The following is a 25,209-nucleotide window of genomic DNA, read 5'->3' as shown; positions in this document are numbered from 1 at the left end:
TCCGCCGCACTGCGCGTACGCCGTGGGTGCGCCCAGGCCCCGGCCCGCTCCTCTCAAAAGGCCGGTATCCGCTTCACGCCGCCGGCCAGGCGGCGAGTGCCAGTTCGGCTGTCCGGGTCAGTTCGGCCGCTGTCGCGCCGTCCTGGGCGCGCTGGGAGAGCCCCTGGATGACGGCGGCGAAGTACGCGGCCAGCGCCTTGGGGTCGGCGTCGGCGGGCAGCTCGCCCGCCTGCTGGGCTCGGCGCAGACGGGCTTCGAACGTGGGCAGGTTGCCGTTGCGCAGGGTGCGCAGGAACGCCGCCACCTCGCTGTCCTGGGGGGTGACGTTGGTGGCCGCGCTGATGGTCAGACACCCGGCCGGGTGGGACGGGTCGGGGTAGATGACGGCTGCCTCGCGCAGGATGCGGGCGAACGCGCCGTACGCCGTGGGCTCCTCCTCCAGGGCCACGCCCATGAAGGCGCCGACGGGGGACCGGCCGTAACACTCCACCACCTCCTTGAACAGGGACTTCTTGTCCCCGAAGGCGGCGTAGAGGCTGCCCGGCCTGATGCCCAGCGCCTCGGTCAGCTCACCGATGGAGGTGCCCTCGTAGCCGCGTTCCCAGAACAGGCGGGTCGCGGCTGTCAGTGCCTCGGCGCGGTCGAAGGTCCGCGGCCGCCCTCGCTTGGCCGGAGCCGGCGTCTCACTCATGCCCACCATTTTAGAGCGGTCGCTCAACAAACGTGCTAACTTCCTTTCTTGAGTGATCCACCAACAAATAGAAGGCGGTCGGCGAGCATGACAACCACCGGGTCAACCTCCAACGGAACGCGGCGACTTGACGGCAAGGTGGCCCTGGTCACCGGGGGCAGCAGGGGCATCGGCCGGGCCATCGCGGAACGCCTCGCCGGGGACGGCGCCCTGGTCGCCCTGACCTACAGCAGCGACGAGTCGGCGGCGCGCGAGGCGGTCGCCCGTATCGAGAAGGACGGCGGCCGGGCGGTCGCGCTGAAGGCCACCCTGGGCCGGCACGGCGACGCGGCGAGCCTGTGGGCGGCCTTCGACGCCGAGGTCGCCGCGTACGCGCCCCTCGCCGCGGCCCCCACCGGCGTCGGCGTGGACATCATCGTCAACAACGCGGGCATCGGTCGCAGCGCCGACTTGGCGGCGCTGACGGAGCAGGACTTCGACGAGGTCTTCGCCGTGAACGTCCGGGCGCCGTTCTTCGTCGTCCAGGAGGGCCTGAAGCGGCTGCGCGACGGTGGCCGGATCATCAACATATCCAGTGGCGCGGCCCGTCTCGCCATGCCCGAGATCATCGCCTACAGCGCCACCAAGGGCGCCCTCGACAACTTCACCCTCAACCTCGCCAAGAGCCTCGGTCCCCGGGGTATCACCGTGAACTCGGTCGCCCCCGGGATCATCGACACGGACGTCAACGCCTCCTGGCTGCGCGACAACCCCGAGGCCGAGGCTCAGGCGGCCTCCGTCGCCGCGCTGGGCCGCGTCGGACAGCCGGAGGACGTGGCCGACATCGTGGCCTTCCTCGCCTCGGACGACGCCCGCTGGGTGACCGGCCGGGTGGTCGACGCCACCGGGGGTTCCGGTCTGTGAGTGCCCGCGCCCGGTGCCGAGGCGCGTGACCGCCGGACGCCCGCGCCTGTTCACGCGCGGATGTCCCCGCGTGCAACCCCTGTGGCAGCCGTGTACGGAACATGTCACAGCGCTCCGATCCCCGGGTCCCGTGGCTTCCCCCGGCGTCCCGTCGGTGGGATGTTTACGGGCCGAAGCGGCTGGAATCAGCCGCCTTGAGGGATCGGGGTGGACACCTTGACGTACCAACAGCACGGCACCGACGGCGGTAGAACCGGCGGCGGAGCGCGCGGAACCGGCAGCGGCGGAGCTCGCGGAGTCGGCGGTTCCGGAGCGGTCGGCGCCACGCGCCGCCGCCGCGTGGCGCTGACCGCCACGGCCATCGCCCTGGCCGCCGGACCGCTGACCCTCGGCGCCCCGGGCACCGCGGGTGCGGCCGGCGACCACCCGATCGTCTTCGCCCGCTACACCACGGCGGCGCCCACGGAAGACCTCTACACGATCAACCCCGGAGGCGGCGCGACCGTCAAGCTCACCCACAGCTCGACGGTCAGCGACGTCATGCCCAGCTGGTCCCCGGACGGCAAGCGGGTGGCCTTCGTCCGGTACGGGTCCGGTGGCGCCATCGACGGCATCTGGACGATGACGAGCACGGGCGGCGGACTGAAGGCCGTCCCCGGCACCAAGGGCGCCTCCGACCCGGCGTGGTCCCCGGACGGCAAGCGGATCGCCTACGCCAAGCCGGTCGGCACCCAGCGCGAGCTCTTTGTCGCCGACATCGACGGCACCCCTTCGACCCGGCTCACCCACACCGCGGCCGACGAGTTCCACCCGACCTGGTCGCCGGACGGAAAGTACCTGGCGTTCAGCCGCGCGGACGCCGCCGGCAACAGCCGGGTGATGCGCATCCAGCTGTCCACCCTGGCCCAGACGCCCGTCACCGCGCCCGGCTCCCACGACTGGACGCCCGACTGGTCGCACAGCAACCACATCGTCTTCAGCCGCGTGGACTCCACCGGTTTCGCCCACCTGTACGTCGTCCGCCCCGACGGCACCGCGCTGCACGGCATCACGTCGGCCGCCGCCAACGACAAGTACCCGTCCTGGTCCCCGGACGGCAGGCGCCTGGTCTTCACCCGCGGCGGCACCGACGACACGGACCCGGAACACCTCTACCTCGTACGGGCCGACGGCAAGGAGCTGACCCAGCTCACCAAGACCGGCTCCCACGACCTGGAGGCCGACTGGCGCCCGTGACAGTGCCGGTCACCGGCTGACGGCCGCCCGGGTCGGGGCGCGTGCGGTGCCGACCCGGGCGAGCCCGCCGGCCCCTGGCGCGCCCGTCTGGTGGAACGCGCCACGAGCGGTCGTGCAACGGCCGGCACGGGCCCTGCGGCCGTCAGCGCCCGTACACCGGCGGATCGCGTCGGGCGGGATGCGGAACGGGGTGTGAGACTGCCGACAGGAGGAGGTGGTCGGCCATGGGCAGGGACGGCGGCGAGGGCCCCGACTACGGCGAGCGACTGCTGGAGGACCTGCTCGCCCAGGCGCACACCGCCACGCCGATGGACCTCCCGGCACTGGTGAACCGCTGCGCCGAGGCCTTCGGCCTGGGGGAGATCGTCATCTACCTGACCGACCTTCAGCAGCGCCGCCTCGTCGCGCTCACCGAGGGGGTGCCGGTCCTGGACATCGACACGTCCATCGCGGGCTGGTGCTACCGGACGGTTTCCCTGCGGATGGAGGACGTGGAGACCGGTGTCCTGTGTCTGTGGCTGCCGGTCGTGGACGGATCCGAGCGGTTGGGCGTGCTGGGGGTGCGCACGCGCTCCGTGGACGCCGTACGACTGCGCCGCTGCCGGATGCTCACCCAAGTGGTGGCGATGGCCATCACCTCCAAGCGCGCCTACAGCGACAGCTTCGCCCGCAAGGCCCGGGCCGAGCGGATGCGGCTGCCCGCCGAGATGCTCCGCGCCTTCCTGCCGCCGCGCACCATCGGCAACACCCATGTCGTCTCCACCGCCGTGCTGGAGCCGGCGTACGAGATCGGAGGTGACGCCTTCGACCATTCGCTCACCCAGTCCACCCTGCACGCCGCGATCCTCGACGCCATGGGCCACGACCTCGCCTCGGGTCTGACGACCTCCGTCGCCCTGGCGGGCTGCCGCAACGCCCGGCGGGCCGAGGCCGGGCTGATCGACCTCGTCGAAACCATCGACCAGGCGCTCGCCCAGTGGCTGCCCGACAAGTTCTGCACCGGCATCCTCACCCAGCTCGACCTCGCCTCGGGCGTGTTCAGCTGGTGCAACTGCGGGCATCCCCCGCCGCTGCTGATCCGGGACGGACAGGTCGTGGCCGGAGCCCTGGAACGCAGTGCCCAGCCGCCCATGGGCCTCCCGGCCAGGTTCAGCAACGAACCCCGGGCGGTGCACCAGACGACGCTCCAGCCCGGCGACCGCGTCCTGCTCTACACCGACGGAGTGACCGAGGCGCGCACCGCGAGCGGCGGCGAATTCGGTATGGAGCGCTTCACGGACTCCATCATCCTCGCCACCGCCGCGGGCGAACTGGCCGCGGAGTCGCTGCGTCGCCTCATCCACTCCATCCTCGACAACGAGGACAACGACCTGCGCGACGACGCCACCCTGCTCCTCATCGAATGGTGGGCCCCCGACACGAAGCCCGAGCCCAGGAGAGGTTGAGAGAGGGCAAGAGCCCTCCCTGCGTCACCGGTTTGACCGGTGACGCATTCTGTGCGACAGTCGTTGCCATCGAGGACGCCGTCATCTGTCTCCCTCAGTGCCACTCGTCGTACGAACGGAGTTCAGTCATGGAGAGCACGCACGTCACGGACGCCGCTGCCGCGGTACGCCAAGCGCGGTTTGGCAGTCTGCCCCCGCGGATACGCCACGAGGACATGGTCGAGGAGAAGGCCGCCACGGCGAACGACCCCGCACGGTACGCCTTCAACCCCGAGGCCTCCTGGAGGTCCTTCTCCTGCCTCGCCGCCGACCTGGGACTGTGAGCGGGCCCCCTTCCAAGCCCTGGAGGATTGCCGCTCCGGCGGGTGACGGAGCTTGTCGCGCCTTCCGTCACCTGCCAGGATGGTGATGTGAACCTCGACCACGTCTTCGTCTGCGGGAACCCGGCCCTCGACTTCGTCGCCACGCTCCGGGCGCGTCGTTCACTGCGCTTCGAGATGTTCGTGACGCCGGACAGGCTGAACGCCTGGTACGTCGAGTCCGGCGTCGTCGACGCGGTCTCCCCTAGCCGGGAGGCCGACGTGGAGGAGGCGATGGCCGTACGGGAAGCGATGTACGAGCTGGTCACCGCGCGCCGGCTCGCCAAGGACTACGACGGGGCGGCCCTGACCGTACTGAACAACGCGGCGCGCCGACCGTCCGCGGTGCCGCAGCTGACCCCGTCGGGGCGGTGGACGCAGGCGACACCGGAAGAGGCCCTGTCGACGGTGGCCCGCCTCGCCGTCGAGCTGTTGAGCGGCCCGGACGTACCGCTGCTCAAGGAGTGCGGCAATCCGGAGTGCACCCGCACCTATATCGACCGTTCGCGGGGTATGCGGCGGCAGTGGTGCGGCATGGAGTCGTGCGGCAACAAGATCAAGGCAGCCGCGTACCGAGCCCGGAAGAAGACCGAGCCCGCGGCGGCGCACTGACCCGGGGTGCACGGCGCCCCTCCGCGAGGGCGCCGATCGCCCGCCTGCCCGCGTCGGCACCGGCTCAGCGGCCCGTCGAGCCGTCGATCAGTTCGCGGAGGATGTCCGCGTGACCCGCGTGGCGGCCGGTCTCCTCGATCATGTGCGCCAGGGCCCAGCGGACGCTCGGGCCAGGGTGTCCCGGCCGTGGGCGGGGCAGGTGTGCGCCCAGATCGGCACAGCCGTCGAGGACGGCGTCGGCGCGCGCGACCGTCTCGCGGTAGCGGGCCACGACGTCGGCGACCGTGTCCGTCGGGGCCGCGTGGAACGTGGCTTGCCAGTCGGTGACCCGGTCGCCGAGGAACACCGAGCGCTCCACGTACGTCAGATGGTTGAGCAGCCCGAGCAGGTTGGTGCCCGAAGGCACTGCGGCCGTGCGCACCTGGGGCTCGGGGGCGCCGTCGAGCTTCGCGGCGACAGAGGTGCGGAGGTAGCCGAGGAACCCGCGCAGGACGTCGGCCTCGCTGGTTCCGGTCCGGGGTGGTGGGGTGTCGCTGCGGGTGGTGGCGCTGGGCATCGGAGGTCGCCTTCCTTTGCCGGTAGGGGAGTTGGGGCGCCGCGTCAGGCGGTGCGGCGGATGAGGAGGACGTGGTCGGTCACCTCGGCGGTGCGCCCGTCCGGGCCGGTCGCGATCCGGCGCGGGGCATCGGCACGCTCGACCGCCCATGTCTGCGGGGCCAGTTCGATACCGGCGGCCACCTCCTGCGGGCTCGGGTAGCGGGTGTCGGGGTCCTGGTCCCAGGACCAGGGCGCGGCCGAGCCGTGGTCGACGACCAGCAGCCGTCCGCCGGGGCGCAGCGCGTGTGCGGCCGAGCGCAGGACGGCTGTCCGGTCCAGGTTCCAGGGGGTGTGCAGATAGTGGGCGCAGACCAGGTCGAACACACCGGGCGGGAAGGACTCGTGCAGGTCGTGCCGTACGGCGTCGACACGGTCGCCCAGGCCGTGTGCGCGGGCGAGGTCGGCGAGCCGCTCGACCGCCACGGCCGAGATGTCGGTGGCGGTGACATGCCAGCCCCGGCGTGCCAGCCACAGGGCGTCGCCACCGCCCCCGCACCCCAGGTCCAGCGCGGCGCCGGGCGGCAGCCCGGTCACCGTCTCGGTCAGGCGTGCGTTGGGGCGGGGGTGGCCTGCTGCCGGCCGGGCGGCGTAGAGACCGTCCCAGTACGCGCCCGCGTCGGTGGTGTTCATCAAGACTCCTCGCGTCGGTGGACGCTCAGTCTTGGCGGGCGCACCACGGCCTGGCACGCGATCTTGCGGTAATGGCAAGGTGAGCCGCATGGATCCCACATCGGACGACGCGGTACTCGACGCGGTGGGGCCGCGGCTGCGCGCGCTGCGCCGCGAGCGCGGCATCACCCTGGCCCACCTGGCGGCGGCGACCGGCGTGTCGGAGAGCACCCTGTCCCGGCTGGAGAGCGGCCTGCGCCGGCCGACGCTGGAGCTGCTGCTGCCACTGGCCCGTATCTACGACGTTCCGCTGGACGACCTGGTGGGCGCGGCGCGCACCGGCGACCCCCGGATCCACCTCAAGCCGATCAGACGCTTCGGTATGACCTTCGTGCCCCTGTCGCGGCGGCCGGGCGGGGTGCACGCGTTCAAGATGATCATCCCCGCCCGGCCGGAGCCCCTCGCGCCGACCCCGCAGACCCATGAGGGGTACGAGTGGCTGTACGTGCTCAACGGTCGTCTGCGGCTGGTGATCGGCGAGCGCGATCTGACGCTGCCGGCCGGTGAGGCGGCCGAGTTCGACACGTCCGTACCGCACTGGCTGGGCAGCGCCGACAGCGGGGCGGTCGAACTCCTCATCCTGTTCGGCCTCCAGGGGCTGCGGGCGCATGTGCACACCGGCCCCGACCGGCGGCCCGAGGCCGGGTCCCGGTGAGGGATGCGCGTCCGGTCAGCTCCAGGAGCCGCCCGGAGTGCTGGACGAGGCCCGGCCGCGCCGCCCTCCAAGTGGCCGACGCGGGTCCGCGGGCAGGCTCTCAGCGCCGTACCAGTGCGGCGTTGGCCTTCATGAGCAGCGGGATGAAGACGTACGCGGCGATGGGGACGACTATCACCGTGAGGATCAGCGTCCGCAGCACCAGCGGCAGATGGGCCGTGGTCGGGCCGAGCAGGCCCAGGACGGCGGTGATCGTCGGATAGACGGCGAGCCAGGTGATCACGGCGCGGCGGTGGATCGACGGAGCGGCGGCAGGCTGGCGCGCGGACATGAGACCTCCTGGTCAGACGTGGTGGAGTAAAGATCTCCAACCATCGGGTTGGAGTCTGGCACGGCTGCGGTCCGCATGTCCAACCCTTCGGTTGGAAATGGGTTACAGTCACGGCATGGCCTGGGACACAGCACGCACCAGACAGCGTCTGCTCGACGCGGCGGTCGAGGAGTTCGCCGAGCACGGTCCCGAAGGGGCCCGCGTCGCCCGGGTCGCGACCCGCGCGGGCATCAACAAGGAGCGGATCTACCAGTACTTCGGCAGCAAGGAGAAGCTGTTCGTCGCGGTGCTGGAGTCCGAGCTGGAGAAGGTCGCCGCGGCCGTGCCGCTCACCGCCGAACAGGCCCTCGACCTGGGCGACTACGCGGGCCGGATCTTCGACTACCACCGTGAGCACCCGCACTTCGTACGGCTGTTGGCCTGGGAGGGACTGCTCTGCCAGGACCGGGTGGCGGCCGAGTGCGAACGCACCGACCACTACGCCGAGAAGATCGCCACCGTCGCCGCCGCCCAGCGCGGCGGCGCACTGACCGACACGGTCGGCGCGGGCGAGCTCATGCACGCGGTGATCGCGCTGACCGCGTCCTGGTTCACCCTGCCCCAGCTCGCCCGCATGCTGCTGGCCCCGGCCGGCCAGGGCGCCCCCGAAGACCGGCGCGAGGCCCTGGTCACCCTGGTCCGACGGCTCACCTCCGCCTGAGAGTCTGTCCCTGAGAGTCTGTCGTCGAACCGCCGTCCGCCGCGGCGGCGGACGGCTCGCTGCCGGCGCTGTCAGAACCAGTGCAGGCAGTGCGGGGCGCGGTCGCTGTGGAAGAGGGCGTCGGCGAGGCCGGCCGCGCCCGGCCGGTGGGCCCGGATGTGTCCGGCCCGCACCAGGGTGCTCGGGGTGGTCCCACCGAGGTAGACCGAGCCGAGATCGCTCACGTCCAGGGACAGGTCGGGCTCGCGGTCCGTGGGGACGCACTCGGCCTTGCTGTCCCGCACGCTCAGCAGATAGCGGCCGCGCTCGCCGAGGAACGCGTCCTCGACGTCGAGGACGAGCTCGCCGTCCGTGAAGTAGCCGCGGGCGCTCAACGCGCGCGGGATGTCCAGCAGCCGCACCCAGAGCCAGTCGGTGTCCTGGGTGATCTCGCCGGCGCGGAAGTCCATGAGCTGCCAGCGCAGCGGATGGCCGGGCGGGAAGTGCTTGAAGACCACCTGCTTGACCAGGTCGTGGCCGAGGAGGAACCGGGCCAGTGCCGTGAAGGCGGCGTCGTCGGCGGCGATGGTCTCGTCGACCGTCAGGGTGTGGGGCTCGGTCAGCGAGTAGCTGGCGTACCCGTCCGGCACTCCGTCGGCGTCCCGGTGGACGGCCACGTAACGCGGCGCCGGGGAGATGGGCGGCTGCCCCGCGCGCAGGGCCCACCAGCGGTGCGGCCGGGACAGCGCGCCGGGCTGGGTGCGGCGGTACCGGTCGTACACCTCCTCCAGGAGCTCGCCGCACTCCGCGCGCCGCAGCAGCTCGACCGAGCCGGTGTCCGGGGCGTCGGCCGCTCCACGCGCCCGGGGCAGGGTGAGGGCGGCCTGGTGGCGCGGCACGGTCAGCCGCTGGGTGTAGGTCGCCGGGCCGTAGCCGAACCTGCGGTAGATCACGGCCTCGGAGGCCAGCAGTACGGAGAGGAACTCCCCTCGGCCGCGCAGCTCGGTGAGCTGATGCCGCATCATCGCGCTGAGCACGCCCTGGCGTCGGTGCGAGGGCAGGACACCGACGGCGGTCACCCCGGCGGCCGGGGCGAGTACGTCACCGGGCAGGGTGAGCTCGAAGGTGTACGCACCGGTGGTGCCGACGGTCTGCCCGTCGGCCGTCACGGCGAACAGGCCGCGGTCCATTTCGAGCGCCGACCACCACGCCCCGCCACCGTCCTCGGCCGGGGTGTCCGGGAAGCGCGCGAACGGCGCGTGGAGGGTGGCGACGAAGGCATCGAAGTCCTCGTCGTTGGTGGGACGGATCTCCATCGCTGCCGCTGCCTTCCGTGATGTCCGGCACCACGAAGCGTGGCGCCCGGCCACAGTGCATCCCCGACCCATGAGCGGGTCAAGTGAATTACGGCCGGGTCAGCAGGCGTTGGAGCGCGCGGCACCTGGAGGGCGGCCCGGGTCAGCCGGGCGACGGGACCGTCGTCGTGGTCTCCGGCGTCTTGAACAGGTCGGTCATTTCCTTCTGCAACTGCGCGAAACTCGCCTGGGCTTCCTTGATGGCGTTCTTGACGTCGTCCTGGGCCGTCTTGGCGTCCCCCTCGACCGTCTTCTTCTGGTCCGCGATGAACTTGCTCCACTCGGCGATCCACGCCACCGTCTCGGTCTTCCCGGCCGCATCGCCGTCCCGGCGGTCCTGGACCGGCGCCCGGTCGCCGACAGGCACAGGCTGGGACGCGGCGGCGAAGGCGGGCCCGGCGGTTCCCGCGGCGACGGCCCCGCACAGGGCGATCGCGGCGACGGTGGCGCATCGGCGCATAACGCGCTCCTCATCAGTGGAGAGATCTCGTATCAGGCGTACTCCCGGCCCACTCTTGGCCACCCTCCGCCCGGGCAGCCACCCGGCTCCGTCGAACGGGTGACGCCGCCTCATGCGGCCCGGCCGACCACAGCGGTGGGGGACCGGCTGCCGACCCGCCGTCAGGCGAGCGCGGAAGGCGGCTGACGGGCGGCGGTGGCCGCGAGCGTGCCGAGCAGTGTGAGGGCCTGGGCGCCGGGGCTTCCCGGCTCGGCGTGGTAGATCACCAGCTGCTGGCCGGGAGCACCGCGGACGTCGAAGGTCTGATACGTCAGGGACAGCGGGCCCACCTCGGGGTGCACGAGTTCCTTGGCGTCGTGGGTCTTGCCCCACACCGTGTGAGAGGCCCACAGTGCGCTGAACGGCGGGCTCGCCGCGCACAGGGTGCGTACCAGTTCGTCGAGTCTCGGGTAGTGCGGGGTGAGCCCGGTGGCGTGGCGCAGGGCGGCGACCGTGGCCTGTGCCGTCTGTTCCCAGCGGGCGAAGAATATGGGCGCGGCCGGGTCCAGGAACGTCATCCGGGCCAGGTTGTCCGCCGCCTGGAACGGGGAGAACAGGGCGCCCGCGAGGGTGTTGGCCGCCAGCAGGTCGAGGGGCGGGCTCACGACGAACGCCGGGGTGTGCGCCTGGGTGTCGAGGAGCTGCCGCAGCAGCGGGCTGACCGTCTCGCGTGGCTGCGCCCCGAGCCCGGCCGGGGTGGTGCCCGCGAGACGGTGTGCGTGCTCGCGGGCCTCGGCGTCCAGCCTGAGCGCGCGGCAGAGCGCGTCCAGCAACTGCGCGGAGGGGTGGCGCTCACGCCCCTGTTCCAGCCGCGCGTAGTAGTCGCTGTTCATTCCGGCCAGGACCGCGACCTCCTCCCGTCGCAGCCCGGCCACCCGGCGCCGCCGGTAGGAGGTGAGGCCGACGTCCTCCGGCGCCAGCTGTGCGCGCCGGGCCCGCAGGAATTCCCCGAGTTCGCTGCTCGTCATGGGGAGAGGCTATGGCCAGGGGTTCTCCGCTGCCTGGGTGTGTCCCACCCAGGCAGCGACGGGCCTGGCGGGGGGCCTAGACTGCCGACGCGGGCGCCGTCGCAGCCGGTCGCGGCTGTGCCGCCATCTCCAGCACCTCGTCCAGGACATCGCGCGAGCGCAGCAGATCGGCGATGAGGCGGTCGATCCGCTCCCGCTCCTGGGCGAGTTCGGCGACCAGACGTTCCGTGGCCCGCGCGGAGGGGCCGCCGTCGGCGTCGCGCATACAGGGCAACAGGGTCGCGATCTTGGTGCTGTTGAGGCCCGCCGCGTACAGGGCCTGGATACGGATGACCCGGTCGACCGCCCAGTCGCCGAACTCGCGGTGGCCGCCTGGGGTCCGCTCGGCGGTCAGCAGGCCCTGCTTCTCGTAGTAGCGCAACGAGCGTTCGCTGACGCCCGTGCGTTCGGCCAGCTCCCCGACCCGCATGCTTCCCCCTGCCCCGGACGGCAGCGTCCCGTCCGACTTGAACCTGACACCGGTGTCAACTTCTACCGTACGGTCATGACGCACACAACAGCGAACACCGGTCTCTTCGCCCCCACCCGCCTCGGCCCGCTCCACCTCCGCAACCGTCTGGTCATGGCACCGCTGACCAGGAACCGGGCCGACGCCGACGGCGTCCCGGGGGACCTGATGGCCACCCAGTACGCCCAGCGCGCCTCGGCCGGACTCATCATCGCCGAGGGCACCACCCCGAACGCCGTCGGACAGACCTACGCCAACATCCCCGGGATCCACACCGCGGCCCAGATCGCCGGATGGCGCCGGGTCACCGACGCGGTACGTGCCGAAGGAGGCGCGATGTTCCTCCAGCTCCAGCACGGGGGCCGGGTCGGCCACCCCGACACCAGCGGACTCGTCCCGGTCGCCCCGTCGGCGACAGCACTGCCCGAGACGATCCACACGGCCACCGGACGCCGGCCCTCGGTGGTGCCCCGCGCCATGACGATCGACGACATCCACGCCACGGTCGCCGACTTCGCCCAGGCGGCACGCAACGCGCTCGAAGCGGGCTTCGAAGGGGTGGAGGTGCACGCCGCCAACGGGATGCTGGTGCACCAGTTCATGGCCGAGAACACCAACCGGCGCGGCGACGCCTACGGCGGCTCCGTCCAGGGCCGCATCCGCTTCGCGGTCGAGGTGACCCGGGCCGTGGCGGACGCGATCGGCGCCGAGCGGACGGGGCTGCGGATCTCCCCGGCCAACACGGTCAACGGCATCGAGGAAGGCGACACCGAGAACATCTACCCGGAGCTCATCAAGGCCCTGTCGGACCTCGACCTGGCCTATCTGCACCTGGAGTTGGCCGACCCGCAGACCCCGCTCTTCGCCCGGATCCGCGCCGACTGGCCCGGCACCCTGCTGGCCAACCCGAACCTCGGCTGGCCCGCCCCCCTGCCCGCCGACGGCGGGCGCGCCGCGGGGGAGCGCCTGCTGGCGGCCGGCGCCGACGTCATCGCGCTGGGCCGCGCCTTCCTCGCCAACCCCGACCTGGTGGAGCGTCTGCGGATCGGCGCACCGCTGAACGAGGTACGGGACAAGTACACGATGTACGTGGGCGGGCCGACCGGTTACACCGACTACCCCACGCTGAGCGAGACCGCGGACCTGGCGCTCACCTCGGGGCGTGCGGCCTGACCGGCGGCGCGAGGGGGTCGGCACGGTCTGGGTGCGCAGATGCCCCGCGAGTACGCGCGACACCCTCACACGCGGCCGTACGCGTCGACGGCCAGTTGCGCCAAGGTGGCGGCACCTGCGGCGGTTGCCAGCGCTCTCGCCCGGGCCAACTGGGCGAGTGCGTCAGGGCGGGAGCGGGAGGCGGCCGGCGCGCTCCCCGCGATCAGGCGTGCCCGCACCTCGTACAGGGGCATACGGGCCGTCGCGAACACGTCGGCCGCCCGTAGGGCTGTCGACGCCGCGCCGCCTCCCTGCTGGAAGAGCTCCACCTCGGCCCGGGCGAGCAGGGCGAAGCCCGCGCAGGCGGGGGGCCCGTCCGGCGCCACGGCGGCGACCGCGCACCGCACCCACCGCTCGGCGGCCGCGCTATCGCCCCGCGCCAGTTCGGCACTCGTCAGCACGCCGAACCAGAGGGGACGCAACGGGGCCTCGTACCCGGTGAGTCCGGGGCCGCCACCGCCGTCGAGGACGGCGCGCACACATCCCTCGGGGTCCCCGGTGAGCAGCAGTGCCTGGCCGAGCAGGCCGGTGACCGTCGCTCTGCGCGAGCCCGGGTCCGTGCTCGTACGGGACAGGGACTCCTGGCAGATCCTCAGCGCGCCCGGGGCATCCCCTCGCCACAGGTGGACAGCGGCGAGCGCGGACTCGGCCAGCGAACAGGGCTCGTCGCTGCCGACCAGTGCCGCCGCCTCCAGCGCGTCCTGGGCGCAGGCCGCAGCCTCGTCCAGTCGGCCGAGCCACAGGTACACGTAGGCCCTGGCCTCCAGCAGGTCGGCCAGGAGCGTGCCGCGGCCGGTGCGTCGGCAGACGTCCAGGCCACGGTCGATCTGGTGCAGGGCGGCGTCGTAGCGGCCCTGGAACATCTGCGTCCAACCGATCGTGACCAGGGTGTTGAGCCAGTCGGCCGACTCCTCCGTGCTGTCCAGCGCGCTCAGCGCACGGTCGAGGTGGTGAGCCGCGCCGACGTTGTCACCCGCCTGGACGTGCGCCAGGGCCAGCATGCCCTGCGCCTCGGCCAGGCACGGCAGGTTCGTGGTCCGGTCCGAGGCGACGCGTGCGCGTTCGGCCCAGTCGACGGCGGCGGGAAGGTCGAAGGAGCGCAGGGCCACGGCCGCACCTGCCAGGTACAGGCCCGCCCTTGGGGCCTCCGCCACTCGCCCTGCTCCGTGTGTCAGCTCCTGCCGCAGGAGCGAGAGCGCCTCCCGGTAGCGGCCGAGCAGCCATTCCGTCCTGGCGAGCGAGGCGGTCAGACGCGCCCGCGCGTCCCAGGCGTCGGCGGGCAGCAGCGTGGCCGCTTCTCGCAGGACTGACCGGCTGTCCCGCAGCTGACCGGCCAGGCTCAGCGCGTCGGCCTGCTGGAGGAGGAGTTCCGGCCGGTCGGGACCGGGAGCGTCGAGCAGCCGCAGCGCCTCGCCCGTCCACGAGGCCGAGGTGACCGGGGCGACGGTCATGATCTGACGGGCGGCACGCACCAGCAGCCGGGCCGCGTCCGTGTCCCCCAGGCGGGCCGAGCGCTGGATGTGCGAGGCCCTGGCGGCCAGGGAAGCGCCGCGTGCCGCCAGGCCCTCGGCGGCCCGGGCGTGAGCCTCGATCCGCCATCCCGCGCCCAGCCCCTCGTACACCGCCGTACGCACCAGCGGATGGCGGAACCGGAACCGCCGGGTGAGGCCCACCTGCCGTACGAGGTCGCGCTCCGTGAGCTGGTCGACGGCTGACAGGGTCCGCGGTACGCCGATCCGGGACACGGCCGCGGCCAGCTCCACGTCGAAGGTGTCACCGAGCACGGCGGCCGCCCCGGCCGTGGCCCGCGCGGCGGGTGACAGCCCCTCCAACTCCTCCTGCAACGCGGCCCGCACCGGCCGCGGCAGCTCGTCCACCTGACCGGGCGGGCGGAGGAGGTGCGGCTGCTGCGGGCCAATGCCTCCAGGTAGAACGGGTTGCCCTCGGCGGCCGCGTACAGCTGCCCGAATTCCCAGCCGCGCGCCGCGACACCGCACAGCTCCGCGCTCTCGGCCGGGGAGAGCGGCCCCAGCTCGACCCTGGTGAAGTGGCCCGCCTTCTCGGCTCGGGCCAGCGATGCCACCAGCCGAGGCGGCGACTGCCGGGGGCGGTGGGCGAGTACGAGCAGCAGCGGTGTGCGGGGCGGGTGCCGCACCAGGTGGTCGAGGAACTCCACCGTCGCCGGATCCGACCAGTGCAGGTCGTCCAGGCCGAGGACGAGTCCGCCGGAGCCGCCGAGCGCCTTCAGCAGGCCCTGTAGAGAGCGGTGGAACCAGTACCGTTCCGCTTCCAGCGGCTTCGGCCCCGAGCGCCGCTCGGCAAGGGTGGGGAACACCGTGCCGAGCAGATCGAGCGAGGGGTCCGGTAAGTCGACCGGGGCGGCCAGGTGTGGGTCCAGCGCGTCGACGAGCACGCCGTACGGAGCCTGGTCGAGCTCCGCGCAACGTCCGGCCAGGACCGTCAGGCCGCGTCGGCGGGCCCGCTCGCCCACCTCGTCGAGCAGGCGGGTCTTCCCGATGCCGGGCTCGCCCACGACCTCCAGCACACCCGTCCGGCCGGCCACGGCCGCGTCGATCGCGCGCTGGGCGAGCGCGAGTTCCGCCGTGCGCCCGACGAGCCGCCGGGCCGGGGCGGCGCGGAGCACGACAGCGGGTTCGGCGGCGACCGGGAGGTCGAGCGCGGGGTCGGTGGTGAGGATGCGCTGGTGCAGCTCCCGCAGCCGTGGACCCGGGTCGCAGCCGAGCTCCTCGCACAGCCGCTGAGTGAGCTGCCGGTAGTGGTGCAGGGCGTCGGCCGGCCGGCCGCACCGGTACAGGGCGAGCATGAGCTGCCCGGCCAGTCTCTCGTCCAGCGGGTGTGCCTGGGCGAGCCGGGCCAGTTCACCCGACAGCTCGGCGTGGCGGCCGCACCCGAGCCGGGCGTCGACGCGGTCCAGCTCGGCGGCGAAGCGCTCGTGGTCCAGGGTGTCGCGGAGTTCGTTGGTCCACGGTGTGTCGAGGCCGGACAGGGCGTCCCCGCGCCACAGGGCCAGCGCCCGGTCGAACAGGTCGGCCGTCCGGTCGTCGCGGTCGGCCGCCCGGGCCCTGCCCACGAGGTCGCGGAACCGGTGCAGATCCACCACCGCCCGCCCGACCCCGAGGACATAGCCGCCGGAACGACGGGTGATGTCCACACCTTCCACGTCCGCCAGAGCACGCCGCAGCCGGGAGACGTAGCCGTACAGCGTGTCGCGGGCGCGTCGGAGGGAGGCCGGGTCCGTCCACACGCGCTCGACGAGCCGGTCGGCCGGCACGACACGGTCGACGTCCACGAGGAGGGCCGCCAGCACGCACCGCTGCCGTGCGTGGCCGAGGTCCACCGGCCGACCGTCCACATGGGCCTCGACGCTGCCGAGCAGACCGAACTCCACCAGCCGGTTCAAGGTTTCCCCCAGATTCACCACAGGCCGACCGTGCACGGTAACGAACCGAACGATGGCATGAGCATCAACGGGAATCCACCACGGGAATCCACCGCTGCTCAGCCCCTCCACCCACCCATCAAGGGAGCGTGCACCATGCGGAGAACCGGCACGAAGGCCGCGGCCCTGCTCGGCGGGGTCGCGTTGATCGGGGGCGCGGCCCTCGCGACCGCACCGCTCGCCCAGGCCGACAGCGCGCCGGCGGCGAAGGCGGCCGGGACAGTGGCACGGTTCGAAGGCAGGACGATCGACCTCTCCAAGGACTGGGGCGCCGCGAAGGCGTGCACGGTCTGGCGGACCCAGGGCGTGGTCGAGTGCTACCGCACGCAGAAGGAGCAGGAGCAGGCCGCCACGAAGCTGGCGCGGCTCCAGAGCCGGACCATGGCCCTCGCCTCATGTTCCACGCCACTGCGTCTGTACGAGCACGGTGAGTTCAACTACAACGGCTCCGTCAACGGCCGCACCCTGTCCTTCTACGACCGGGGCTACTGGCAGAACCTGACCGACTTCGGCTTCAACGACGAGGCGTCGTCGTACCGCACGGGCAGCTGCGGAGCGCACCTCGCCGAGCACACCGGGGGCCAGGGCTACTGGTACCCGGGCAACACCAACGCCTGGTACTCCGAGGGAGTCATGTACCAGGGCTGGAACGACCGGATCAGCTCCGTCTACAACACCTGAGCCCACAGACCGGGTGGGCGGCTCCTACGGGGGAGGAGCTGCCCACCCCGACGGGGAAGCGGCGCGTGTACGGCTGCCGGGCAGGTGCGGCAGGCCCCGGTACAGGAAGCCGGGGCCGCGCGCCACGCCAACCCGCCCACACCCCTTGACATTTGATCATGCACCTGACTGGAGTGGCACCGCACGACTGCTACGTACGGGCACCACACTCCGAGGGGGCGGATCAGCGCATGACCACATCTGAGAGCGCGGGAGACGGCTACGACGTCGTCATCAGCGGAGCCGGCCTCGCCGGCTGCGCCGCGGCGATCCTGCTCGCCCGGCGCGGGGCCCGCGTCGCACTGCTGGAGCGCCGCTCGGACCCCGAGGCGTACAAGGTGCTGTGCACCCACTCCATCACGGCCAACGCGTACCCGGTGCTGGACGAGCTCGGTCTCGTGCCCGCGCTGGAGAAGGCGGGGGCTCCGCGCAACTCGGCCCGCTGGTACACCCGCTGGGGATGGATCGAGCCGAAGGCCGCGCCGAGCGGTCCCGAGCTGCCGTACGCGTACAACGTCCGGCGCAGCACCCTCGATCCGCTCATCCGGTCCCGGGCGGCGCAGACCCCCGGCGTCGATCTGCTCCTCGGGCACCAGGTGACCGCGGTGGTGCGAGAAGCCGGGCGAACCGTCGGCGTGCGTGCGTCGACGCCGCAGGGGGAGCGGGAGCTCCGGGCGCGGCTGGTGGTCGGGGCCGACGGGAAGGACTCGGCCGTGGCGAAGTTCGCCGAGGTGCCCGCCCGGCAGCACGAGAACGCGCGGTTCGGCTATCTCGCCCACTTCCGCGGCCTCCCCGTGCACGAGGGGATCGGCCAGGTCTGGTTCCTGGACCCCGACATGGCGTACGCGTTCCCGAACGACGACGGGATCACGGTCCTCGCGGTGCTCCCGGACAAGAAGCGGCTGCCCGCCTTCCGGGAGGACCTGGAGGGCAGTTTCCTCGACTTCGTCCGCGCCCTGCCCGAGGCGCCGGCGGTCGACTCCGCCGAGCGCGTCTCGAAGATCACCGGCACGGTCAACTACCCGCTGATCAGCCGGGAGCCGACCGCGCCCGGCCTCGCGTTGATCGGCGACGCCGCCCTGACCGGCGACCCGCTGTGGGGAGTGGGGTGCGGGTGGGCCCTGCTGTCCGCGCACTGGCTGGCCGAGGCGGCCGGTGCGGCCGTGACCGGCCGGGGCGACCTCGACCGGTCGCTGGCGGCCTACGCCCGCAGACACCGGCGCCAACTGCGCGGTCAGCACTTCCTGGCGGTCGACTACGCCAAGGGCCGCCCGTTCAACCCCGTGGAGCGGCTGATCTTCTCGGCGGCGGCGCGGGACGCGTCGGTGGCGCGGCACATGCATCTGTTCGCCTCCCGCCTGATCAGCCCGTCGCGGTTCCTGAGCCCGGTGGCGCTGGCGAAGGCGTCGGTCGTCAACATCAGGCATCGGGGGAAGGCGAAGGCGCCCGCGCGGCGGTAACACGCGGGGCCGTGACCGGTGAGGGGCCCGGGCCCGGTGTGTTCCACGGCCCGCGCCGCCGACCCCGTCACCTCCGTCACTCCTCCCCGCGCAGCCGTAGGACGTACGCGGCCGTCAGCGCGACGGCGCGGTCCTCGTCCCGCGACAGCTCCACGAGGGCGCGTGTCGCCCTCGCTCCCGGGATGCCCGCCAGCGCCTGGGTCAGCCGGCCGCGTGCGGGCTCCGGCGTGGTGGCGTCGGCGAGGCGGTCGACGAGGCGGGTCGCGATCCGGTCCGTCGTGGTGGGGTCGCACGCCAGCATGCTCAGCGCGTCGGCCGCGTCGGTGTCGTTGCGGCCGTCCACGACCATGTCGACGAGCGTCGGGATCGCCTCGGTGACCCCACGCGTCCCGAGCGCCGACGCGGCCTGCGCGCGGACCACGGCGTCGGGGCTCGCGAGGGCGTACCGCAGGTGCTCGGTGGCGTCGTCACCGGGCAGCTCGGCCAGGGAGCGGACGGCGCGTTCGCGCACCGCGGCCACCGGTGAGCCGAGGCCCCGCGCCAGCAGGGCCGGGCCGCCGTCGCCCGATCGCGCCAGCGCCCATCGAAGGGCTCCGGCGACGTTCGGGTCCGACTCGTTCAATACCGCCTCGACCAGGGCCTCCACCGGAACCGCGCCTTCGTCTACGGAGGAGAGGGCCGCCCGCTGCCGCGTGTCGGCGCTCTTCGACCCCAGTGCCTGAAGGAGCGCGACGACCTGGAGGACGTCCTCCCAGCCGCCGGGCTCCGACGCGTCGATCCGGCGCAGCCGCGTGAGCAACTCGGTCTCGGCCGCGATGCGTTCGCGTGTCTGACGGATGAGGTCGCCGACGAGCGCCGAGGGCGTGGAGCCGGGGTCGTCGAGTGCGCGCCCGATCTCCCGCAGCGACAGCCCCAGCGACCGCAGGCTCTCGATCTGGAAGATCCGCCGGATGTCCTCGCCGCAGTACTCCCGGTAGCCGGAGCCCGTACGCCCCGAAGGCCGCACCAGGTCGAGCGACTCGTAATGCCGCAGCATGCGGGCACTGACCCCGGACCGTCGCGCCACCTCACCGATCAACACACCTCATCATCCCTCCTGGCGTTCCCCGCCGAGAGCCACGACCCGCTTCGCCTCCTCGATCGCGAACGCGAACCCGGTGTCCGGGTCGCGCAGCAGCCGCTCGGTGGCGAGCGCGTGCGCCCGTACGTGCGGGTCGGGGCTCGCCGTCGCCGTCCGCAGAGCAGGCACGGCCACTTCACCCAGCTCGACCAGCGCCCGGCTGAGACTCAGCTGCGTCTCGCGCCCGCCGCGCCCGAACTGCGTGGCCAACGCCTCGGCCAGCGAGGGCTCCTCGCCCTCCGGTACGAGGAGCACGGCGGTCCGCCAGGCGGCCCGCGCCACCTCGTCGTCGGGGTCGGTCAGCAGCGCCCGTGTGATCGACGGCCACGCCCGCCGGTCCCCGATCTTGGACAGCGTGTGCAGCGCCTGGCTCCGCGCCTGCGCGTGCTCGGAACGGACCGCGCCGAGCAGCCCGGGGAGCGTCATGGACACCGGGTGGCGGGTGAGCGCCCAGGTGAGCATGTCGCGGACGAAGAACTCGGGCTCGACCGCGCAGCGCTCGACGAGCTTGTCGACGAAGCGGGGGTCGGGCGTCGTACCGACCGTGAGGGCGGCCCGCAGCCGTACGGACGAGCGGTCGTCCTCCAGCCCCTGAAGCACCCGCATCGCCTCCGTGCCGTCCTGCTCTGTGATCGTCATCGGACCACCTCCTTGGTGAGCAGTGAAGGCCTTGTCACGGTGTCAAGGTCAAACGGAGCCGGGCCGGCTGCGGCGATCCGACGCCCTCCTTCAGCCCCGCAGAGGCCTCGGCAGGCGTACGTACGTCACGGTCGTCTCGACGCCGCTGTCCACCAGTCGGCCGTTCGGGTCGAAGGCCGCTGAGCCGTCGGTCATCCCGAAGTCGTTGTCGTTGATGAGCGCGAGGGTGTCCGGGCCGGTCTGTGCGATGCCCTCGATCTTGCCGGGCACGCCCGGGACCTTGCCGAAGTCGGCCACCAGGGTCTTGCGCAGTACGGGGGCTCCTGCGGCGGTGGGGTCGTCCAGCTGCTCGTACGACGGGGAAGCCGTCGGGTCGTCCCAGCGGCTGTCCAGGAAGCCGGGGCCGACCGGGAGCGTCACCCGGTGCACACGAGAGGTCCTGTCGGTGCGCTCCTGCACCAGCAGCTTGTTGCCGCCGACGGCCACCAGGGAGGAGATCTTGAGTTCGGAGGTGTCGTGCTGACCCGGGTCGACGACGTCCACCGGGTCGAAGCGGTAGGCGTACTCGGCCGTCACGGCGCGCTTCTTGGGGGAGAAGCGCAGCAGGCGCGTGTTGCGGGAGCTGTTCCCCGCCGCCGCGTCCGGCACGGACAGCGGGCTCTGCACGGCGAGGACCAGGTCGCCGCCCGGGAGTTGGGCCAGCCCCTCGAAGCCCCGGTTGGTCTTGCGCTTGAGCAGGATGGCGGGCAGCGACTCGACGACGGGGTAGTCGGCGCCCTTGAGGGCCAGCCCTCGGGGGACGTACCGCGTGAGCACCTGTCCGCGCGCGGAGACGTGCACGAGCGACGGACCGTACTCGTCGACGAGCCAGAAGGTGCCGTCCGCCGCGCGGACGATCCCCTCGGTGTCCAGGCCGTTCGGGTCGTACGGGAGCGGGGTCCTCGCGTCGTACGTGTACGGCGCCTCGTCGCGCGAGGGCTGGTTGGGCAGGCCGGTGACGGGCTTGCCGGAGCGCGTGGTGACCGCGATCGCCTTGAGGACCCGCACATGGTGGCCGGACACCCGGATCTTGACGATCGCCGGGTCGAAACCGGGCGTCGGGAAGGTGCGGCGCTTGGCGCCGTCCACCTTGATCTGGCCGTTGGGACCTCGGTCGGTCACCGTCCAGAACTCGCCCTCGCGCCCGGCGGGGTAGAGGTCGCTGCCGATCCCGCCGAGGTCGATGCCGCGGTCGTCCGCGACCGAGCCTGGCAGCAGCGCGTTGCTGAACGGGCCGAGCGGGATGTCCCCGAGCGTGGCGCTTCCCACGACACGCGCGTCCCGGCCTTCGGCGCCGGGTGCGCCCGTGGCCGTCCCGGCGACGGTGAGCGCCGCGAGCAGCGCGAGGGGCACGCCCACGGCGACGGAACGGCGTACGGTGCGCTGGGTGTGCGCGTGGGATGACATCGGGCCTCCTGGCCGGCAGGGCGTGTGACTGTGGCCAAGCTGAAGGCTCCGAACGAACGTGACGAGGCGTCAGGGTGAATGCCGCCCGACGCGCTGCCGACGCGCTGCCGACGCGCTGGGAACCGGTGGGCCGCTGTCTCGGAGTGCGCCCCCGCGCGGCGGCTCCGCGGGGGCGCGCACCAGCCGGTGGGGGAGCGCGGTCAGTGGTGCAGCTCGGCGAGGAGCAGGTTGGGATCGGCCGCGGTGAAGTAGGCGGCGCTGGTGACGTAGACGGTCTTGCCGCGTACGGCCACCGAAGTCGGGTTGGACAGGCCGTCGCCACGGGTGAGGACGGTGTGGTGGGTGCCGTCGCCCGAGATGTAGGCGGCCTCGTTGGCGAGGTTGAGGGTGGCGATCGCGTGGTCGTCGTGCCCGGTGAAGGCGAAGTCGTCGATGCCCGGGAGGTCGCCCGCGCGGACCTCGGCCGCTCCGGCCTCGCCGCCGCGGCGGATGGGGATGCGCAGCAGCCGGCCGGTGTCGGTGTTGCTCACCCAGACGGCGTGGCGGTGCACCTTGAGGCCGTTGGCGCCGAACGCGGTGGTGGGCTTCAGCAGGTCGTCGTCGGACCAGGTCGTGGCGGGGCCGCCCTTCGTCGGGACGACGTGGACCACGCCGAGCGCCGAGTCGGCGACGTAGAGGCAGTGTGCGCCCTCGTCGAGGTCGAGGCCGTTGGGGAAGCCGGTCACGGGGAGGGCGGCGATCCGCTCGGGCCTGCCGCCGGGGCGCAGCCGCCAGATGCCGTGCAGGCGCTCGGTGCCGGTGGCGTAGCCGAAGTAGAGCGTGCCGTCGTGGGCGCGGGCGATGCCGGTGACGAGGGCCGCGCCGATGAGCGGAGTCTCGGCGTGGGCCGGGGCGGGCAGGGTGGCGAGGGTGGTGAGGCGGCCCTTGCGGTCGATCCGGGCGATCCGGCGGGCGAAGGACAGGGTGACGTCGGCCGAGCCGTCCGGCTCCAGGGCGATGTTCTCGGGCTGCTGCTTCTGGGCCAGGTCGAGGTGGCGCAGGACCCGGGGATGGGACAGCGGCGGCGAGACGGCGACGGCCGGGGTCGCGGCCGGCAGTGCCAGGGCCAGGCCGGCGGCGAGGACGGCGTAGGCGGTACGGAGCGTGCGACGGGCGGGCCGGGAAGGGTGGGCCATGGTTTCTCCTCGTCCTGTCGACCGGTCACCCTGTCCATGGGGCGTCGGCCGTCGGGTGGGGTGCTCACGCCAGCAGAGCACGCCCCTCGCCCTGCCGGCCCGGACCGCCGTCCCACCCGCCCCAACATCCCCCGGTCGGCCGCCCGCACGGCGCACGCTCCCGCGCGACGGCGGCCGCTCGCGCCCCGGTCTCCGCCGACGGAGCCGCGGCCCCTTGCGTGAAGCCAGGTGCCGACCTGATCACCCACAGTGAGGGAAACTTCCGGATAACGGACAGACCAGACGCAAGATCGCCTATTCGTCTCACAATCGGGCGTACTTCGATCTCAGCAATTGGACATTTCCCGTATGAGCCGGACCCTCCCTTCCCCCTCCCCGCAGCAGGACGAACACGAGCAGCGACAGGACGCGCCCGAGCGCGAGCAGGGCGCGCCGCTCTCAAACGGCCTCAAGCAGCGGCACCTTTCGATGATCGCCCTCGGGGGTGTCATCGGGGCCGGTCTCTTCGTGGGGTCGGGCGCCGGGATCGCCGCCGCCGGGCCGTCGATCGTGCTGGCCTACGCGCTGTCCGGCGTACTGGTGATGTGTGTGATGCGCATGCTCGGCGAGATGTCCGCGGCCGATCCGGCCTCCGGCTCGTTCTCCGTGCACGCCGACCGGGCGATCGGCCCATGGGCCGGGTTCACCGCCGGGTGGATGTTCTGGACCCTGCTGGTCGTGGGCGTCGGGATCGAGGCGATCGGCGCCGCCCACATCATGCAGGGCTGGTTCCCCGGCACCCCGTCCTGGCTGTGGGTGCTGGCCTTCATGGCGCTCTTCTGCGGGGCCAACCTGGCCGCCGTGTCGAACTTCGGCGAGTTCGAGTTCTGGTTCGCCGCCCTCAAGATCGGCGCAATCGCGCTGTTCCTGGTCCTGTGCGCCCTGGCGGTCCTGGGGCTGCTGCCCGGCACCGCTTCTCCCGGCACCGCGCACCTCGTCCACGACGGCGGATTCCTGCCCACCGGGGTCAGCGGACTGCTCGTCGGACTGCTCGCCTCGGTCGTCGCCTACGGCGGGCTGGAGACCGTGACCATCGCGGCCGCCGAGTCCGACGACCCGGTGCGCGGTGTGGCCCGGGCCGTGAAGACGACGATGTGGCGAATCGGCATCGTCTACGTGGGCTCGATGCTGATGATCGTCACCCTGATCCCGTGGCACGACCCCGCCGTCACCGAGGCCGGCCCGTACGCCGCCGTCCTGGACCGGCTCGGTGTCCCCGGCGGCGCGCGGATCATGGAGGCCGTCATCCTCGTCGCGCTGCTGTCCGCGATGAACGCCAACATCTACGGCTCCTCGCGCATGGCCTACTCGCTGGTCGCACGCGGTCAGGGGCCCGCCTTCCTCGGCAGGGTCTCCGGCCGGGTCCCGCGCCACGCGGTCCTCGCCTCCTGCGCGTTCGGCTTCTTCGCGGTGCTCCTGTCCTACTGGTGGCCCACCACCGTCTTCGCGTGGCTGCTCAACATGGTCGGCGGGGTCGTGCTGATCGTCTGGGGCTTCATTGCCGTCTCCCAGCTGGTGCTGCGCCGCCGTCTGGAGCGCGAGGCGCCCGAGAAGCTCACGGTCCGGATGTGGCTCTTCCCGTATCTGACCTGGGTGGCCCTCGCCGGTGTGGTCGGCGTGCTGGTCCTGATGGCCGTCGACTCCGGGACGCGCGTCCAGGTGTACTTCACCGGCGGCCTGGCACTTGCCCTGGCGGTGATCGGGTACGCGCGCCAGCGGGTGGCGACGGCACGCTGAGCCGGCGGGTGACCGGGCGACCGGGCGGCCGGGCGAGGGGGCGACCGGGCGGTGGGGCGGCCGGGCGCCGGGCGAGGGGTGGAGGAGGGGCGGCCGTGAACTCCACCCATAGCTCCACCCATGGGTCCAGGTGCTGAGCGCCTTCTCACAGCAGCCTTGAAGGCATGACAACCACCGAGTGGATCACCGACATCGCCCTTCTCCTGGTCGTCTTCCGGCAGCTGCGGGAAGGCCGGCTCGACCTCAGGTCCTTCGCGATCCCGCTGGGGATCGTCTCCTTCGTGGCCTACTCCTACCTGGACACCATCCCCACCGAGGGCAACGACCTGGTGCTGATCGCGGCCCTGATGGGCGTGGGAGCCGCGCTCGGGATCGCCGGAGGCGTCTACACCCGGATCCGGAAGCTCGACGGCCACGTCCTGATCAAGGCGGGCGCGGTCTCGGCGGTCCTGTGGGTGGTCGGCATGGGTGCGCGGATGGCCTTCCAGCTGTGGGTCGAGCACGGCGGCGGCGCCGACGACGTCGCCCGGTTCAGCCTCGCGCACCACATCACCGGCGACCAGGCCTGGGTGGCGGCGTTCGTCCTGATGGCGCTCACCGAGGTGGTCACGCGACTGGCCACGATCTTCATACGCAGCCGGGCCCGGGCGGTCACCGCGAGCCCCGCGCCCGTCCTCGACCGTACGGCCTGACC

General features: G+C 72.6%; 25 protein-coding genes and 1 pseudogene. 12 read left to right on the top strand and 14 right to left on the bottom strand.

Annotated features, from left to right (window positions below):
• Positions 1-73: 73 nt before the first annotated feature.
• Positions 74-700, bottom strand: coding sequence for a TetR/AcrR family transcriptional regulator (locus ABD236_RS07745; RefSeq protein ID WP_425543836.1), 627 nt, complete (start codon positions 698-700; stop codon positions 74-76).
• A gap of 78 nt (positions 701-778) precedes the next feature.
• Here ABD236_RS07745 and ABD236_RS07740 point away from each other — a divergent pair, with 78 nt between their 5' ends.
• The 5 genes from ABD236_RS07740 (at position 779) to ABD236_RS07720 (ending at position 5,246) form a co-directional block, all read left to right on the top strand.
• Positions 779-1,594, top strand: coding sequence for an SDR family oxidoreductase (locus tag ABD236_RS07740; protein WP_344071632.1), 816 nt, complete (start codon positions 779-781; stop codon positions 1,592-1,594).
• 216 nt (positions 1,595-1,810) lie between these two features.
• Positions 1,811-2,830 carry a hypothetical protein gene (locus ABD236_RS07735; RefSeq protein WP_344071630.1) on the top strand — a complete coding sequence of 340 codons (1,020 nt, stop codon included), beginning with the start codon at positions 1,811-1,813 and terminating at the stop codon, positions 2,828-2,830.
• Between the two features lie 224 nt (positions 2,831-3,054).
• On the top strand, positions 3,055-4,275 hold the full coding sequence (locus ABD236_RS07730; protein WP_344071628.1) for a PP2C family protein-serine/threonine phosphatase: 1,221 nt from the start codon (positions 3,055-3,057) through the stop codon (positions 4,273-4,275).
• A gap of 128 nt (positions 4,276-4,403) precedes the next feature.
• Positions 4,404-4,598 (top strand): hypothetical protein, encoded by a 195-nt coding sequence (locus ABD236_RS07725; protein WP_344071626.1) that lies wholly within the window; start codon positions 4,404-4,406, stop codon positions 4,596-4,598.
• Between the two features lie 87 nt (positions 4,599-4,685).
• Positions 4,686-5,246, top strand: a complete 561-nt coding sequence (locus tag ABD236_RS07720; protein ID WP_344071624.1) for a CGNR zinc finger domain-containing protein — start codon at positions 4,686-4,688, stop codon at positions 5,244-5,246.
• A 64-nt stretch (positions 5,247-5,310) separates the two neighbouring features.
• On the opposite strand, the gene ABD236_RS07715 is transcribed toward ABD236_RS07720, so the two are convergent.
• Together ABD236_RS07715 and ABD236_RS07710 are read right to left on the bottom strand one after the other, a co-directional pair.
• Positions 5,311-5,802, bottom strand: a complete 492-nt coding sequence (locus tag ABD236_RS07715; RefSeq protein ID WP_344071622.1) for a DinB family protein — start codon at positions 5,800-5,802, stop codon at positions 5,311-5,313.
• A gap of 44 nt (positions 5,803-5,846) precedes the next feature.
• Positions 5,847-6,473: a class I SAM-dependent methyltransferase gene (locus tag ABD236_RS07710; protein ID WP_344071620.1), complete on the bottom strand. Its 627-nt coding sequence runs from the start codon at positions 6,471-6,473 to the stop codon at positions 5,847-5,849.
• A gap of 88 nt (positions 6,474-6,561) precedes the next feature.
• Between ABD236_RS07710 and ABD236_RS07705 the strand changes: the two genes are divergently transcribed.
• Positions 6,562-7,167, top strand: coding sequence for a helix-turn-helix domain-containing protein (locus ABD236_RS07705; protein ID WP_344071618.1), 606 nt, complete (start codon positions 6,562-6,564; stop codon positions 7,165-7,167).
• A gap of 100 nt (positions 7,168-7,267) precedes the next feature.
• Here the strand turns inward: ABD236_RS07705 and ABD236_RS07700 are convergent, their stop codons facing one another.
• A complete protein-coding gene (locus ABD236_RS07700) occupies positions 7,268-7,498 on the bottom strand; it encodes a putative antibiotic biosynthesis monooxygenase (protein ID WP_344071616.1) in 231 nt (76 codons plus the stop codon).
• A 115-nt stretch (positions 7,499-7,613) separates the two neighbouring features.
• On the opposite strand from ABD236_RS07700, the gene ABD236_RS07695 reads away from it, so the two are divergent.
• Entirely contained in the window at positions 7,614-8,198 is a 585-nt protein-coding gene (locus tag ABD236_RS07695; protein WP_344071614.1) for a TetR/AcrR family transcriptional regulator, read from the top strand.
• Between the two features lie 71 nt (positions 8,199-8,269).
• Here ABD236_RS07695 and ABD236_RS07690 read toward each other — a convergent pair whose 3' ends face one another.
• The 4 genes from ABD236_RS07690 to ABD236_RS07675 form a co-directional block, all read right to left on the bottom strand.
• Positions 8,270-9,493 (bottom strand): GNAT family N-acetyltransferase, encoded by a 1,224-nt coding sequence (locus tag ABD236_RS07690; RefSeq protein ID WP_344071611.1) that lies wholly within the window; start codon positions 9,491-9,493, stop codon positions 8,270-8,272.
• Positions 9,494-9,635: 142 nt separating this feature from the next.
• Complete coding sequence (locus tag ABD236_RS07685; RefSeq protein WP_344071609.1) at positions 9,636-9,992, bottom strand: hypothetical protein; 357 nt, start codon at positions 9,990-9,992, stop codon at positions 9,636-9,638.
• A gap of 161 nt (positions 9,993-10,153) precedes the next feature.
• A complete protein-coding gene (locus tag ABD236_RS07680) occupies positions 10,154-10,999 on the bottom strand; it encodes a helix-turn-helix transcriptional regulator (protein WP_344071607.1) in 846 nt (281 codons plus the stop codon).
• Between the two features lie 76 nt (positions 11,000-11,075).
• Positions 11,076-11,468 carry a MerR family transcriptional regulator gene (locus tag ABD236_RS07675; RefSeq protein ID WP_344071605.1) on the bottom strand — a complete coding sequence of 131 codons (393 nt, stop codon included), beginning with the start codon at positions 11,466-11,468 and terminating at the stop codon, positions 11,076-11,078.
• Positions 11,469-11,543: 75 nt separating this feature from the next.
• On the opposite strand from ABD236_RS07675, the gene ABD236_RS07670 reads away from it, so the two are divergent.
• Entirely contained in the window at positions 11,544-12,680 is a 1,137-nt protein-coding gene (locus tag ABD236_RS07670; RefSeq protein WP_344071603.1) for an alkene reductase, read from the top strand.
• Positions 12,681-12,745: 65 nt separating this feature from the next.
• On the opposite strand, the gene ABD236_RS07665 is transcribed toward ABD236_RS07670, so the two are convergent.
• On the bottom strand, positions 12,746-14,170 hold the full coding sequence (locus ABD236_RS07665) for a tetratricopeptide repeat protein (protein ID WP_344071601.1): 1,425 nt from the start codon (positions 14,168-14,170) through the stop codon (positions 12,746-12,748).
• Positions 14,167-16,140, bottom strand: a complete 1,974-nt coding sequence (locus tag ABD236_RS07660) for an ATP-binding protein (RefSeq protein WP_344071599.1) — start codon at positions 16,138-16,140, stop codon at positions 14,167-14,169. The genes ABD236_RS07665 and ABD236_RS07660 overlap by 4 nt, the downstream gene beginning before the upstream one ends.
• 135 nt (positions 16,141-16,275) lie before the next feature.
• On the opposite strand from ABD236_RS07660, the gene ABD236_RS07655 reads away from it, so the two are divergent.
• Complete coding sequence (locus ABD236_RS07655) at positions 16,276-16,860, top strand: beta/gamma crystallin family protein (RefSeq protein ID WP_344071597.1); 585 nt, start codon at positions 16,276-16,278, stop codon at positions 16,858-16,860.
• Between the two features lie 230 nt (positions 16,861-17,090).
• On the top strand, positions 17,091-18,359 hold the full coding sequence (locus ABD236_RS07650) for an NAD(P)/FAD-dependent oxidoreductase (protein ID WP_344071595.1): 1,269 nt from the start codon (positions 17,091-17,093) through the stop codon (positions 18,357-18,359).
• 76 nt (positions 18,360-18,435) lie between these two features.
• On the opposite strand, the gene ABD236_RS07645 is transcribed toward ABD236_RS07650, so the two are convergent.
• The 4 genes and pseudogenes from ABD236_RS07645 to ABD236_RS07630 all read right to left on the bottom strand — a co-directional run bounded on the left by ABD236_RS07645 (position 18,436) and on the right by ABD236_RS07630 (position 22,739).
• Positions 18,436-19,440: a HEAT repeat domain-containing protein gene (locus ABD236_RS07645; RefSeq protein ID WP_344071593.1), complete on the bottom strand. Its 1,005-nt coding sequence runs from the start codon at positions 19,438-19,440 to the stop codon at positions 18,436-18,438.
• 6 nt (positions 19,441-19,446) lie between these two features.
• Positions 19,447-20,141: pseudogene (locus ABD236_RS07640) on the bottom strand (HEAT repeat domain-containing protein).
• A 67-nt stretch (positions 20,142-20,208) separates the two neighbouring features.
• Complete coding sequence (locus ABD236_RS07635) at positions 20,209-21,564, bottom strand: esterase-like activity of phytase family protein (RefSeq protein WP_344071589.1); 1,356 nt, start codon at positions 21,562-21,564, stop codon at positions 20,209-20,211.
• 200 nt (positions 21,565-21,764) lie between these two features.
• Positions 21,765-22,739, bottom strand: coding sequence for an NHL repeat-containing protein (locus tag ABD236_RS07630; RefSeq protein WP_344071587.1), 975 nt, complete (start codon positions 22,737-22,739; stop codon positions 21,765-21,767).
• 348 nt (positions 22,740-23,087) lie between these two features.
• Here ABD236_RS07630 and ABD236_RS07625 point away from each other — a divergent pair, with 348 nt between their 5' ends.
• Positions 23,088-24,515: an amino acid permease gene (locus tag ABD236_RS07625; protein ID WP_425543835.1), complete on the top strand. Its 1,428-nt coding sequence runs from the start codon at positions 23,088-23,090 to the stop codon at positions 24,513-24,515.
• 164 nt (positions 24,516-24,679) lie between these two features.
• A complete protein-coding gene (locus ABD236_RS07620) occupies positions 24,680-25,207 on the top strand; it encodes a hypothetical protein (RefSeq protein WP_344071585.1) in 528 nt (175 codons plus the stop codon).
• The last annotated feature ends 2 nt before the right edge of the window (positions 25,208-25,209 follow it).

It is taken from the genome of Streptomyces crystallinus (assembly GCF_039521265.1).
GTDB classification, from domain to species: domain Bacteria; phylum Actinomycetota; class Actinomycetes; order Streptomycetales; family Streptomycetaceae; genus Streptomyces; species Streptomyces crystallinus.
The sequence above is the reverse complement of the archived record's forward strand: the minus strand, read 5'-3'. Positions and strand labels throughout refer to the sequence as shown.